Source organism: Ancylobacter sp. FA202, from assembly GCF_000380205.1.
Taxonomy (GTDB): domain Bacteria; phylum Pseudomonadota; class Alphaproteobacteria; order Rhizobiales; family Xanthobacteraceae; genus Ancylobacter.
Window position 1 is genome coordinate 833,134 of sequence record NZ_KB904818.1, and the last position, 13,406, is coordinate 846,539.

Here is a 13,406-nt window from a genome sequence, read left to right on the forward strand (position 1 = left end):
GAGACCGATGACGCATCCCTCGCGACGGCGCCTGCCCCGCCGCCTCGGCCTCCTCCTCGCCGCGCCACTCGTTCTCGGCGCCGCTATTTCGACGGCACGGGCGGACGTGGCGGCGTGCCGGAGCCAGCATGCCGAACCGCGCGCCTATCTCGATTGCCTCGCCGCGTTGCAGGCGGCGGGCGAGCGCGCACTGGAGCGGAGCGTCGCGGGAGTCGGCACCACGATCGAGGCGAGGGCGGATCTGCAGCCGGCGCAGCGGCGGCGGTGGATCGGATTATTCGAGGAATCGCAGGGGCGCTTCGTCCATTGGCGCAATTTCGAATGCCAGAGCATCGCCCCGTTCGAGAGCGAGGGCCCCCGGCAGAGCGTCGGCGGGCGGCTCGGCGGCTCGGGCATCATGGCGCAACGGATGATCTGCCTGATCGGCCTCAACGAACAGCGCGCCCGCGATCTCGAAGCCCGCTACGCTCCCGAAGGCGGCTGGCCGGCGGCGCCTCCCCCGGCAGAGCCGGCCGAAGGCAGCGCAGCCGAAACTGGGCAGCCGACCGCGCCCGCCACCGCGCCGCGCATCATCATGATCGCGCCGTAAGCGCCGCACCGCACGCCGCACCGGGATAATCCGGCGAGGTGTCTTGTGCGTTGGCGGCGGTGTTGGGATCATGGGCCGAGACTCCCCCCACTTCTGAAGGATCACCGACCATGGATCTCAGACTCAAGGGACTGCGCGCCGTCGTCACCGGTGGCACCAAGGGCATCGGCCTCGCCATCGCCGAGACGCTGGCGGCCGAGGGCTGCGACGTCGCCGTATGCAGCCGCCATGACGGGGAGGCGCAGGCCACCGCTGCCCGGCTGGCGGAGGCCGGCGTGAAGACGCTCGGCGTCGGGGCCGACGTGTCCGACGGCGCCGCCCTCGCCGGCTTCGTGGAGAAGGCGGCCAGCGCGTTTGGCGGGCTCGACATCGTTGTCGCCAATGTCAGCGCGCTCGCGGTCGGCCATGAGGAGGAGCACTGGAAGAAGGGCTTCGACACCGACCTCATGGGCACGGTGCGTCTCGTCAACGCCGCCATGCCCTATCTCGAACAGAGCGCCGCCGGCTCCATCGTCACCATCTCCTCGGTGTCCGGCCGCGAGATCGACTTCGCCTGCGGCCCCTATGGCGTGTTCAAGGCGGCGCTGATCCACTACACGCAGGGCCTCGCCTTCCAGCTGGCGCCGAAGAAGATCCGCGCCAACACCGTCTCCCCGGGCAACACCTATTTCGACGGCGGCATCTGGAACCAGATCAAGGACGGCAACCCCGCTTTGTACGCCGAGGCGCTGGCGCTCAACCCCACGGGCCGCATGGCGACGGCGCAGGAAATCGCCAACGCCGCCGTCTTCCTGGCGAGCCCGGCGGCGAGCTTCATCTATGGCACCAATCTGGTGGTCGATGGCGCCCTGACCCGCGGCGTCCAGTTCTGAGCCCGCCCCTTCCGTCCCGCCCCGGGCGGGACGGAAGCCGCCCCGACCTTGCCTCGCTGATGGAATAAAGCGAGGCTCCCGCGCGAATCGACGCGCATAGGGAGGGACGCATGGCCCGGGTAATTTCGATCGGCGAAGTCATGGTCGAGCTGGCACGCGGCGCCGATGGGCGCTTCGGCCAGTCGGTCGGTGGCGACACCTTCAACACCGCCGTCTATCTCGCCCGCGCCGGCGTCGAGACCGCCTATGCCACCGCGCTCGGCGACGACCCCTATTCCGACGCCATCCGCGCCTCCGCCCAGGGCGAGGGCCTCGACACAAGGCTGATGGCGCGCGTGCCGGGCAGGACCGCCGGGCTCTATCTCATCGACACCGACGCGCAGGGCGAGCGCAGCTTCACCTATTGGCGCGACACCGCCCCGGCGCGCGAGCTGTTCGAGCTGCCGGGCTGGGAAGTGGTGTGCGAGGCGCTGATCGAGGCCGACCTCATCTATCTCTCCGGCATCACCCTCTCGCTCTATTCCAATGCCGGGCTCGGGCGGCTGCTGGCGACGCTGGAATTCGCCCGCGAGCGCGGCACCCGCATCGTCTTCGACGGCAATTTCCGCCCGCGCAACTGGCGCGGCGACGTAGCAAGGGCGCGTGCGGTCTATGCCGAAGCGCTCAAGCGCACCTCCATCGCCCTGCCGACCTTCGAGGATGAGGCAACGCTCTGGGGCGACGGCTCCCCCACCGCCACCGCCGAGCGCCTCGCCACCTTCGGCGTGCAGGAAATCGTGGTGAAGAACGGCGCCGAGGGTGCGCTGGTGGTCAGCGGCGGCACCGCGCAGCTCGTGCCGATTCCCCAGCCGGTGGAGCCCGTCGACACCACAGCGGCGGGCGACAGCTTCAACGCCGCCTATCTCGCCGCCCGCCTTGGCGGCGACGTGCCGGCAGCGGCGGCGCAGGCCGGGCACCATCTGGCGGGCCGCGTCATCCGCCATCGCGGCGCGCTGCTGCCCCGCCACGCCAACGCCTGAGCCGCGTCGGCGCGAAGCACTGCAAACGCTTCTGCGAATGACTTGCAAGTCATTGCAGCTGCTTGCTTTTTCAGACATGAGCGACTAAGCGCTGGGCATCGGGCGCGCGGCGCCATAATGGGTATGCGCCGATGGCTCTCTCCTCACGGATCGCCTTGATCAATGTCGGCATCAGCCTGGTGGTGCTCGGGCTGAAATACGCGGCCTATATGCTCACCGGCAGCGTGGCGCTGTATTCGGACGCGCTGGAGAGCATCGTCAACGTGGCCACCGCCATCACGGCGGTGCTGGCGCTGCGCGTCAGCGCCAAGCCGGCCGATGCCGCCCACCCCTATGGCTATGCCAAGGCTGAGTATTTTTCCGCCGTCATCGTCGGCGTGCTGATCGTCGTCGCCGCCATCACCATCTTCCGCGAGGTCTATCTCGGCTGGCTCGAACCGCACAGCTTCGATGCCTCGCCCAAGGGCCTCGCGGTCAACGCCCTCGCCACCGTCATCAACGGCATCTGGTGCGCGATCCTGATTCGCGAAGGCCGCCGCGCCCGCTCTCCCGCGCTCGCCGCCGATGGCCGGCACCTGCTGACCGATGTGGTCTCCTCGGCCGGCGTGCTGCTCGGCGTCGCGCTGGCGGCGCTCTCGGGCTGGGAGAAGCTCGACCTCGTGCTGGCCGGGCTCGTCGCGCTGAACATCCTGTGGTCAGGCTGGTCGGTGCTGAAGGAGAGCGTCGGCGGGCTGATGGACCAGGCCGTGCCGGCGGAGACGCTGGAGCGCATCCGCCGCCGCATCGCCGCCGAGGCCACCGGCGCCATCGAGGCGCATGACCTGCGTACACGCCAGGCGGGACGCATGATCTTCGTCGACTTCCACCTCGTCGTGCCCGGCGACATGCCGGTCAGCGAGGCGCATGCCATCTGCGACCGCATCGAGGACGCGCTGGAGGCCGAGGTCGCCGATGTGCTCGTCAACATCCATGTCGAGCCGGAAGTGAAGGCCAAGCAGCAGGGCGTGCCGGTACTGTAAAGGTCGCTGCACGCCGGCATCCCCGGGCTTGACCCGGGGATCCACGTCTTTGGGTGAGGAGGAAACCCATAGATGACCGGGCCAAGCCCGGTCATGACGTTGATCTGCTGGCTACAGGCTCACTTCCCGGCCCGCAGCGCTGCCACCAGCTCCGGCGTCGGGTAGGAATCGGCCGGCAGGCCGAGCCGCTGCTGCTCGGTCTTCACCGCCTGCCGTGTCGCCGCGCCGATGATGCCGTCGATCCGCCCGACATGGTGGCCGCGCGCGTTGAGCAGCGTCTGCAGTTCCTTCGCCTGCGCCATGGAGAGCACCGGGATCTTGTCGCCCTGGCCCCGGTTGAACGGCCCCGCCCCGGCGACGCGGGAGGCGAGATAGGCCGCCGAGGTGGCGTAGGTCAGCGAGTTGTTCCACTCGGTGAACACGTCGAAATTCGGGTAGACGAGGAAGGCTGGCCCGGTCCGCCCCATCGGCAGCAGCAGCGAGGCGGGAAGCTGGTCGGCGGGCAGCTGGCCGCCGCCGGCCCGCACCACGCCCATGCGCGCCCATTGCGCGCGGGGAATCTTGATCGACAGGTCCGCCTGGTCCCAGGGCAGGTTAGCCGGCACGCTCACCTCTTCCAGCCAGGGCTGGCCGGCCTTCCAGCCCAGTGCCTTGATGTAGTTGGCCGCCGAGGCCAGCGCGTCGGGCGCCGAGCGGATGAGATCGACCTTTCCATCGCCGTCGAAATCGACGCCGTAGTTCAGATAATGGTCGGGCAGGAACTGGAATTGGCCAAGCTCGCCCGCCCAGGGGCCGCGCATGGTCTGCACGGTCAGGTCGCCCCGGTCGATGATCTTCAGCGCCGCCATCAGCTGGGTGCGGAACATCTCCGCCCGCCGGCAGTCCCAGGCCAGCGAGGCGACCGAGCGAATCGTCTGCTTGTCGCCCATGAAAGCGCCGAAATCGGTCTCCAACCCCCAGAAGGCGACCAGCACCGCGCCCGGCACGCCGAATTGCTGCTCGATCCGGCTGAACAGCTCGGGATTGGCCTGAATCTTCTGGCGCCCCTGCTGGATGCGGTAATTCGCGACCATGCGGTCGGAGAACTGGAAGAAGCTCTGGCCGAACACCTTCTGCCCACGATCGGTGCCGACAATGTCGGGGGCGTAGGTCACGCCGTTGAGCGCGGCCGCGACCGTGCGCGGCGACACGCCTTCCGCCACCGCCTGCTGCTTGAAGCCGGCGAGCCAGGCATCGAAGCCGGCGCCCGTCCGCCCGCAATTGTCCTGGGCGAAGGCCGCAGCAGGCGCGAGCAAACCGAAGGCAAGCGCGCCGGCGATCAACGCGCGGCGGGTCGCAGTGCGGGGCGGAAACGTCGTGCTGGCCATGGGTCCCCCGATATCTCAGGCATCGTTTCGTTGTGATCAGCAATCTACAGGAAATACGGCAGCCGCAGGGTGACGGCTCAGCGCGATTTGACCCGAAGACGACTTTCGTCGAAGATCATGGCGTTCCAAGGGGAGCCCCGCTAGGGGGCTGAGAGAGCGCCGGCCATGCCGCAAGGCAGGGCAACGCGATGACCCTTCGAACCTGATCCGGGTCATGCCGGCGAAGGGATCGGAACCGAATGGCGTCGCCACGCGCGGGCATGCACCCGTGCCTGGCATCGCCATCCTTCCCCAGCGTCACAACACCCGGGTCTCCCCAACCTCTGGTTCTGGAGATCCACCATGCCGACCAAAACTCCCCGCAGCCTTAGCGTCGCCACTGGGCCCATTCCCGGCTCGCGCCGCATCTATGCGGAATGCCCGGCGCGCGGCTTTCGGGTGCCGTTCCGAGAAATCCTGCTGCACCCCTCCGCAAACGAGCCCAACCTCGCGGTCTATGACGCTTCCGGCCCCTATACCGACGCGGACGCCACCATCGACATCACGGCGGGCCTCGCGCGCCCGCGTGACGCCTGGGTGCGCGCGCGTGGTGATATAGAGGTCTATGACGGGCGCGCGGTGAAGCCGGAGGACAATGGCCATGTCCCGGCCGACAAGCTGGTGGCCCCCTTCCCGCTGCGCCACCGCCCGCTGCGGGCAAAGTCCGGCGCGGTGACGCAGATGGCCTATGCCCGCGCCGGCATCGTCACGGCGGAGATGGAATATGTCGCCCTGCGCGAGAACGGCCTGCGCGAGCGGATGCGTGACCTCATCCGCGACGGCGAGGATTTCGGCGCCGCCATTCCCGATGTGGTGACGCCGGAATTCGTGCGCGACGAGGTGGCGCGCGGGCGCGCCGTCATCCCCGCCAACATCAACCATGGCGAATTGGAGCCGATGGCGATCGGCCGCAATTTCCTGGTCAAGATCAACGCCAATATCGGCAATTCCGCCGTCACCTCCTCGGTCGCCGACGAGGTGGACAAGATGGTGTGGGCGATCCGCTGGGGCGCCGATACGGTGATGGACCTCTCGACCGGGCGCAACATCCACAATATCCGCGACTGGATCGTGCGGAACTCACCCGTGCCGATCGGCACCGTGCCGATCTACCAGGCGCTGGAGAAGGTCGGCGGCATTGCCGAGGATCTCAGCTGGGAGGTGTTTCGCGATACGCTGATCGAGCAGGCCGAGCAGGGCGTCGACTATTTCACCATCCATGCCGGGGTGCGCCTGCCCCATGTGCCGCTGACCGCGAATCGGGTGACGGGCATCGTCTCGCGCGGCGGCTCGATCATGGCGAAGTGGTGCCTCGCCCATCACCGCGAGAGTTTCCTTTACGAGCGATTCGCCGAGATCTGCGAGATCATGCGCACCTATGACGTCACCTTCTCGCTCGGCGACGGGCTGCGCCCCGGCTCCATCGCCGACGCCAATGACGCGGCGCAGTTCGCCGAGCTGGAGACGCTGGGCGAGCTGACGCAGATCGCCTGGAAGCACGACTGCCAGGTCATCATCGAGGGCCCCGGCCATGTGCCCATGCACAAGATCAAGGCCAACATGGACAAGCAGCTCGCCACCTGCGGCGAGGCGCCGTTCTACACGCTCGGGCCGCTGACCACCGACATCGCTCCCGGCTATGACCACATCACCAGCGCCATCGGCGCGGCGATGATCGGCTGGTTCGGCACCGCCATGCTCTGCTACGTCACGCCGAAGGAGCATCTGGGCCTGCCCAACCGCGACGACGTGAAAACCGGCGTCATCACCTACAAGATCGCCGCCCACGCCGCCGATCTCGCCAAGGGCCACCCGCTGGCGCGCGCCTGGGACGACGCGCTCTCGCGGGCGCGCTTCGAGTTCCGCTGGCAGGACCAGTTCAGCCTCGCCCTCGACCCCGATACCGCCATGGCCTTCCATGACGAGACGCTGCCGAAGGAGGCGCACAAGCTGGCGCATTTCTGCTCCATGTGCGGGCCGAAATTCTGCTCGATGAAGATCAGCCACGAGATCCGGGACACCGCCCGGCAGGCGGAAGCGGAACAGGGCATGGAGGACATGGCCGAACGCTTCCGCGCCGGCGGCGGCCAGATCTATCGCGACGCGACGGCGGCGGAGTAGGTTTTTCCCGCGCGGCCGGGCCTCTCCGGCCGCGCGCCCTTCAGGAGTATCGCCGCGATGACCTTGCCGCCTCCGGTCCGCCCCGTCGCCGCCGTTCTCGCCCTTGTGGCGCGGGGGGAGGAGATGCTGCTGGTGCGCCGCGCCAATCCGCCCGACCAGGGGCTCTGGGGTTTTCCCGGCGGCCGCATCGAGCCGGGCGAGACCCATCTCGACGCAGCTTTGCGCGAGCTTCACGAGGAAACCGGCATCCATGCCGACATGCCCCGCCTGCTCACCGTGCTTGATTTCATCGAACACGGCCCCGACGGCGCCCTGGCCCATCATTTCGCGATGATCGCCGTGCTGTGCCGCTGGCGCGCGGGCGAGGCGGTGGCCGCCGACGACGCGCTGGAGGCGCGCTGGTTCGACCGTTTGGCCCTCGCCGGGCTCGGCCCCCGCGCCAGCCTCAAGGTTGGGTATCTCGCCGACCTCGCCCTCGCCTTGCCGGGCGAGATCGGCTGAACGGCGCATCGCGCCGCGCAAACGAAAAGGGGGCCCGCAAGGGCCCCCCGTCGAGACGTTGAATTGGCAGGACCGACCGGCGGCCGCGCGGGCCGCCGATGGATCAGGCATGCGCCGTGGCGGTGCTGGTCTTGTCCACCGCCGGCGGCATGGCGGCCGAACGGGCCACATGCGCCTTGAGCGTGCGCGGCAGGACCGCGATCGCCAGGAAGGCCGCGAACAGGTCCATGCCGGCAACCGTGTAGAGCACGGTCGACCAGGTGCCGGTCGCTTCCATCAGCAGGTTGCCGACCGGAACGAACAGCGCGCCGATACCCTTGGCGGTGTAGAGCACGCCGTAGATCTTGCCGATGTGCTTGGTGCCGAAGGCGTCGCCGGCGAGAGCCGAGAACAGCGAGTAGACTTCACCCCAGGCGAGGAACACCACGCCGGAGAGGATGAGGAACGCCCACGGATTGTGGCCGAAGGCGCCGAGCGCGATGATGCCGAGGCCTTCGAGGGTGAAGGCGATGACCATCGTCTTCTCACGACCGATATGGTCCGAGATCCAGCCGAACAGCGGACGCGAGATGCCGTTCATGACGCGGTCGAGCATCAGGGCCAGCGGCAGCGCGGCCATGACGAAGAAGTACAGGTCGACCTGGAACTCCTTCACGCCGAGATCCTGCGCGATGACGCCGAGCTGGGCCACCGCCATCATGCCGCCGGTGACGACGCAGATGAACATCAGGAACATGAGCCAGAAAAGCTTGGTGCTCATGGCTTCGCCGAGCGTGTAGTCGCGGCGGCTCTGGTTGAGCTTGGTGGAGGCCTTGACCTCACCCGCCTTCGGCGAGCGCAGGAACCAGGCGGCAACGAAGGCGAGACCGCCCTGCAGCAGGCCGAAGAAGAAGAAGGTCTCCTGGAAGCCGGCGCTGTCGATCATCGCGGCGATCGGCAGGATGGTGGCGGCCGAGCCGGCGCCATAGCCGCCCGCCGTCAGGCCGACGGCGAGGCCGCGACGATCCGGGAACCACTTGAGCGCGTTGTTGATGCAGGTCGCGTAGATCGAGCCCACGCCGATACCGCCAATGGCGGCGCCGAGGTAGAAGCCCATCAGGCTGGTGGCCTGCGAATTGATCACCCAGGCCGCGCCGATGAACAGGGCGCCGAAGGCGACCATGAGGCGGGGGCCAAGCTTGTCGATGAAATAGCCTTCGATCGGCGCGAGCCAGGTCTGCACCAGAACGAAGATGGTGAACGCGATCTGGATCGACGCGCGCTCCCAGCCGAAGGTCTCCTGAATTTCAGGAACGAACAGGGTCCAGGCGTACTGGATGTTCGCGGTCGCCACCATGCAGACGACGCCGACAACAAGCTGAAGCCAACGGCGGCTTTCCGAATAATCCTGGCCAGGCCCGACGGCGGCCAGCGTCTTGGACGTACTCAAGGGCGATCTCCTCTCCCAAATCGATAAATGCCGCGGATCGGCTTTTTATTGCGGTCGTTCCGTTGCCTGTTCGGCTCGGGCGCCGGCTTGTCGTTGGTCCCGGGGGCGCTTTCTGCGTCGCCCCCGCGACGGCCGCTTGAGCGGCATTTTGGTCCCAAAGGTTGCGCGGTATCCGCCCCCTTACGTGGCGTTCCGAAACCTCGGAGGCGCCCTGACGCAGGGTTGCGGAACCGACCCGCTGAGGCCGGATCATAATCGACAATATTATGTATGCCAATTGCGATTTACGACTCACCCCACGTTCCGTAAGCCTAAAGACCTTGTAGACTTTCCACTTGTTATCGAGATCGCCTTTAATAGATGTCACATCGTTGTCGCGTGCCGCCCCTGCGTCAGTTCAAATCGCGACAGAAGATGAATAGCAGGAACGCTCGGGAACGGAGACTTTGCCTCGTCACTGGAGACAACCGCATTCGGGCGGCGACGACACGAAAGCGCACGGTTCGCGCCCCATTTTCGTCGCCTGTTTACAATTGGAATGCTGCCAATCTGCCGGGTCCGCCGCAGGAGCGCGCGGGCCTCTCAGCGTGGCGGACAAGAAAAAGGGCCCGTCCGAGGACGGGCCCTTGAAGAAAACGGGTGGTGGGGGAGAGGCGGCTATTCGGCCGCCATCACCTTGGACGACCCCTTCGCCGCAGCCGCGGCGGCAGCCGCGCGCCGACCATGGGCCGACGCCAGCGGCTTGAGCACGGCCAGCGCCATCACGGCGGCGACGATGTTCAGGGCCGCAGCGGTGATGAACACAGCGTGCCAGCTGCCCGTCATGGTGGTGATGACGCTGGTGAACGGCACGATCAGCGCCGCCGTACCCTTGGCGGTGTAGAGCAGGCCGGCATTGGTGGTGGCGAACTTCGAGCCGAAGGCGTCGCCGCACATGGCCGGGAACAGCGAGTAGATCTCGCCCCAGGCGAAGAACACCAGGCCGGTGAGGATGACGAACAGCACCGGGTTATGGCCGAGCACGCTCAGCGCGTAGATGCCGACGCCCTCGATGGCGAAGGCGACGAACATGGTGTTCTCACGGCCGATCTGGTCCGACACCCAGCCGAAGAACGGACGGGTAAGGCCGTTCAGCACGCGGTCGATCGCAGCGGCGAAGGTCAGCGCCGGCAGGGTGATGCCGATCAGGCTCACCGGAATATCGGCGATGCCGAAATCCTTGGCGATCGGGCCGAGCTGGGCGGTCGCCATCAGGCCGCCAGCGGCCATCATGACGAACATCGCATACATCACCCAGAACAGCGGGGTGGAGAGCATCTCCTTCGGCGCGAAATCGCGGGCCGACTGCGAGACCTTGGCGATCGCCTTGGCGGCGAAGGCGGCGATCTGCTCCTTCTTCGGCGCGGCGAGGAAGAGCGCGATCAGCGTGATCACCACGCCCTGGGCGACACCGAAATAGAAGAACGCGGCTTCATAGCCCTGATTTTTGATCATGTTCTGGATCGGGATCACGGTCAGCGCCGAGCCGGCGCCGAAGCCGGCGGCGGTGATGCCGGCGGCAAGGCCGCGACGATCCGGGAACCACTTCAGCGAGTTACCGACGCAGGTGCCATACACCGCGCCCGCACCGATACCGCCCAGCGCCGCACCGACATAAAGCAGGGTCAGCGTGTCGGCATAGGAGTTGATGACCCAGGCCAGGCCGCAAAGCACGCCGCCGAACAGCACCACGACGCGCGGGCCGTATTTGTCGACGAACCAGCCCTCGACCGGCACCAGCCAGGTCTCGGTGACGATGAAGATGGAGAACGCCACCTGGATCGCGGCGCGATCCCAGCCATGGGCTTCCTGCATCGGATTGACGAAGAAGGTCCAGCCATACTGCATGTTGGCGATCATGCACATGCAGATCACGCCGAACACGAGCTGCAGCCAGCGCTTTTTATTGACGGATGCCGTTGCGTCAGATGTCATGTTGTCCTCGAACGTTTCCCAACGTAAAGAGATCAGTTATTTGCTGTTCTTCTTGTTGAATGCCCGCTGCGCGCACCCACAAGGGCGCGTCTTAGATCAGCCATTCCGCCGACCATACTATGGTTTTTTGGTAATGCAAAATTTTGCATACCACAGACATCTGCATCTAACAGGAAACTGCATGACCTGACGGCACATAACGATAGGGAATACTCCGCCTCTATTACCTAACGTTAGATGCCCGAAAGGCCAGGCGCTGCCATGGCGCGACGCTGGCGCCACTTGGGCGCGGCTTGGGCGCGGCTTGGCCGCCACTCGGCCACCGCTTGGTCGCCCGGCCGGGCCCGCGCCGCTCGAAGGGCGGCGGGCGGCGAGAGGTGGCGCGCGGGGAGTTGCCGGCGCGCCCGGCCCCGCCGGCGTCGGGCCATCCCGCATGGACATTCTGTATGTGTTATACGATGCTCACAGTGCCTGTTCCCCTAAGAGAATCGCAAAGGATCCCGGGGCAGGACCGCGTAATGGCCGGGCGAAACCGGCCGCCCTGCAGGAAAACTGCAGCGGACAACAACAAGAACAACTTCTTCAGCAACTGACGAGGAAACCGCCCGTGGAAAGCGCCGACACCCAGACGAGGCTGAACATCGCGCCTCTCGCCGCCAATACCAGCCTTCGGACCCTGGCCTATGACGCCATCAAGAAGGCCATCACCGAGATGGACATGTATGGGCAGGAGAGCGAGATCCGGCTCGACGAGCGGCAGCTCTCGCACGATCTCGGCGTGAGCCGCACGCCGATCCGCGAGGCCCTCACCGTCCTTGAGCAGGAAGGCTTCGTGCGCTCGGTGCCGCGCCGCGGCATCTTCGTGGTGCGCAAGTCGAAGCGCGAGATCATCGACATGATCGTCGTCTGGGCGGCGCTGGAGAGCATGGCCGCCCGGCTCGCGGCCAGCCGGGCCACCGACCGCGAGCTGGCGGAACTGCGGGAGCTTTTCCACGATTTCGAGGGCGAAGCGCCCGCCGACCACATGAACGAATATTCCAACGCCAATATCCGCTTTCACCAGAACATCATCCGGCTCGGCGGCTGCGAGATGATCGCCGAGATGACGGAAAACCTGTTCATCCACATTCGCGGCATCCGCGCCGTGTCGGTGCGCCAGGAGAACCGCTCCGAGCGCTCGCTGCAGGAGCATCGCGGCATCATCGCCGCCCTGGTCGCCCGCGACGCCGATCTGGCCGAGCGGCTGGTGCGCGAGCACACGCTGGGCCTCGCCGCCCATGTCGAGAAGCACGGCAAATTCCCCTCCTGACCCTGCTTGCCAGCCATTTCTGGCCGGCGCAGGGCCGCTAGCATGGGCGCGACGCACCCTTCAGGCCCCTCGCCATCCGGCGGCGGGCCTTTTCTTTTCAAGGCCTTGGTATTGATTCGCCCGCCGCTGGTCGCAAGCCCCTGCCAGAATGGAGCGAACTTTTGACTGCGGGACGCCGCAAAGTGTTCCGGCGCCCTCGCCATGCCCGATCGACCGTGGTATATTGCATACGCAAGTGCGTTCCACCCTCCTTACTGAAGGTCAGGACGAGCTGAGAAAGCGCACGGCGAAGGTGAGGAAAAGGAGCCGGAGGCAGCCCCGCGACGGGGACAAGCGAATTGACATGTTGGTATTTGGTATGCCACTTTTTCGGAAATCCGCTGTGGGTTTTCCGCAGAGGACGCTTCCGTGAACAGCAAGGCAGTTGTGAGCAAGCACTGGCAAAGCGGTGAGAATGGCCTGACCATCGAGCGCCTGCCGGCCAAGGAGAGCTTCAAGAGCAAGGCCTATGCCGCTCTCAAGGAAGCCATCACGCACATGAACATCTACGGCTCGAGCGAGCCGATGCTGCTCGACGAGCGGGATATTTCCGAGCGTCTCGGCGCAAGCCGGACGCCGATCCGCGAGGCGGTCGCGATGCTGGAGCAGGAGGGCCTGCTCCGCGCCGTACCCCGGCGGGGAATTATGGTTGTTCGCCGTTCCAAGGCCGAGATCATCGAGATGATCGAGGCCTGGGCGGCGCTGGAAAGCATGGCGGCCCGCCTCGCCACGCAGCGCGCAAGCGACGAGGCGATCGCCGAGCTTAGGACGTTGTTCAAGAAGTTCGATCTGGCGCGGATCGAGCGCGACCGGTGCGACGAATATTCCAGTGCGAATATCGCGTTTCACCAGGCGCTGATCCGGCTGAGCGGCTCTTCGCTGCTCGTGGCGATGACGGAAAACCTGTTCTTCCATGTACGGGCCATCCGCCACCGCACGATCTTTGAGATGGACCGGGCGCAGCGTTCGGCATCCGACCATCTGGAGATCATTCTTGCTCTCGAGGCGCGGGACGCGGACCGCGCCGAACGTCTGGTCAGAGACCATACGATCCGGCTCGCTGAGCATGTCGAGAACCACGTAGACCTAGATTAGGGCGGCATGAACCCGCCGAAGGACGTTTGGGAG

Annotated in this window: 11 protein-coding genes and 1 riboswitch; of the genes, 8 read left to right on the forward strand and 3 right to left on the reverse strand. The window is 66.4% G+C overall.

Features of this window, described 5'->3' with window-relative positions; translation table 11 throughout:
* The first annotated feature begins 7 nt into the window (after positions 1 to 7).
* From A3M1_RS0103750 to A3M1_RS0103765, 4 genes are all read left to right on the forward strand, one after another.
* The gene (locus A3M1_RS0103750; RefSeq protein WP_018387618.1) at positions 8 to 589 is read left to right on the forward strand and encodes a lysozyme inhibitor LprI family protein; all 582 of its coding nucleotides are present in this window, start codon (positions 8 to 10) and stop codon (positions 587 to 589) included.
* 110 nt (positions 590 to 699) lie between these two features.
* Positions 700 to 1,461, forward strand: coding sequence for an SDR family NAD(P)-dependent oxidoreductase (locus A3M1_RS0103755; protein ID WP_018387619.1), 762 nt, complete (start codon positions 700 to 702; stop codon positions 1,459 to 1,461).
* A 110-nt stretch (positions 1,462 to 1,571) separates the two neighbouring features.
* A complete protein-coding gene (locus A3M1_RS0103760) occupies positions 1,572 to 2,480 on the forward strand; it encodes a sugar kinase (RefSeq protein WP_018387620.1) in 909 nt (302 codons plus the stop codon).
* A gap of 131 nt (positions 2,481 to 2,611) precedes the next feature.
* A complete protein-coding gene (locus A3M1_RS0103765; RefSeq protein WP_018387621.1) occupies positions 2,612 to 3,499 on the forward strand; it encodes a cation diffusion facilitator family transporter in 888 nt (295 codons plus the stop codon).
* Between the two features lie 119 nt (positions 3,500 to 3,618).
* On the opposite strand, the gene A3M1_RS0103770 is transcribed toward A3M1_RS0103765, so the two are convergent.
* Positions 3,619 to 4,866, reverse strand: a complete 1,248-nt coding sequence (locus A3M1_RS0103770; protein ID WP_018387622.1) for a lytic murein transglycosylase — start codon at positions 4,864 to 4,866, stop codon at positions 3,619 to 3,621.
* Between the two features lie 118 nt (positions 4,867 to 4,984).
* Positions 4,985 to 5,112, forward strand: a riboswitch (TPP riboswitch).
* A gap of 96 nt (positions 5,113 to 5,208) precedes the next feature.
* Between A3M1_RS0103770 and thiC the strand changes: the two genes are divergently transcribed.
* Together thiC and A3M1_RS0103780 are read left to right on the forward strand one after the other, a co-directional pair.
* Positions 5,209 to 7,026 (forward strand): phosphomethylpyrimidine synthase ThiC, encoded by a 1,818-nt coding sequence (thiC, locus tag A3M1_RS0103775; RefSeq protein WP_018387623.1) that lies wholly within the window; start codon positions 5,209 to 5,211, stop codon positions 7,024 to 7,026.
* A gap of 57 nt (positions 7,027 to 7,083) precedes the next feature.
* A complete protein-coding gene (locus tag A3M1_RS0103780; protein ID WP_018387624.1) occupies positions 7,084 to 7,527 on the forward strand; it encodes an NUDIX hydrolase in 444 nt (147 codons plus the stop codon).
* A gap of 103 nt (positions 7,528 to 7,630) precedes the next feature.
* Here A3M1_RS0103780 and oxlT (A3M1_RS0103785) read toward each other — a convergent pair whose 3' ends face one another.
* Positions 7,631 to 8,956: an oxalate/formate MFS antiporter gene (oxlT, locus tag A3M1_RS0103785; RefSeq protein WP_018387625.1), complete on the reverse strand. Its 1,326-nt coding sequence runs from the start codon at positions 8,954 to 8,956 to the stop codon at positions 7,631 to 7,633.
* A gap of 657 nt (positions 8,957 to 9,613) precedes the next feature.
* Positions 9,614 to 10,930, reverse strand: coding sequence for an oxalate/formate MFS antiporter (gene oxlT, locus A3M1_RS0103790; protein WP_018387626.1), 1,317 nt, complete (start codon positions 10,928 to 10,930; stop codon positions 9,614 to 9,616).
* A 607-nt stretch (positions 10,931 to 11,537) separates the two neighbouring features.
* On the opposite strand from oxlT (A3M1_RS0103790), the gene A3M1_RS0103795 reads away from it, so the two are divergent.
* Both A3M1_RS0103795 and A3M1_RS0103800 read left to right on the forward strand, forming a co-directional pair.
* On the forward strand, positions 11,538 to 12,239 hold the full coding sequence (locus A3M1_RS0103795) for a GntR family transcriptional regulator (protein WP_018387627.1): 702 nt from the start codon (positions 11,538 to 11,540) through the stop codon (positions 12,237 to 12,239).
* 408 nt (positions 12,240 to 12,647) lie between these two features.
* Positions 12,648 to 13,373 carry a GntR family transcriptional regulator gene (locus A3M1_RS0103800; protein ID WP_018387628.1) on the forward strand — a complete coding sequence of 242 codons (726 nt, stop codon included), beginning with the start codon at positions 12,648 to 12,650 and terminating at the stop codon, positions 13,371 to 13,373.
* The last annotated feature ends 33 nt before the right edge of the window (positions 13,374 to 13,406 follow it).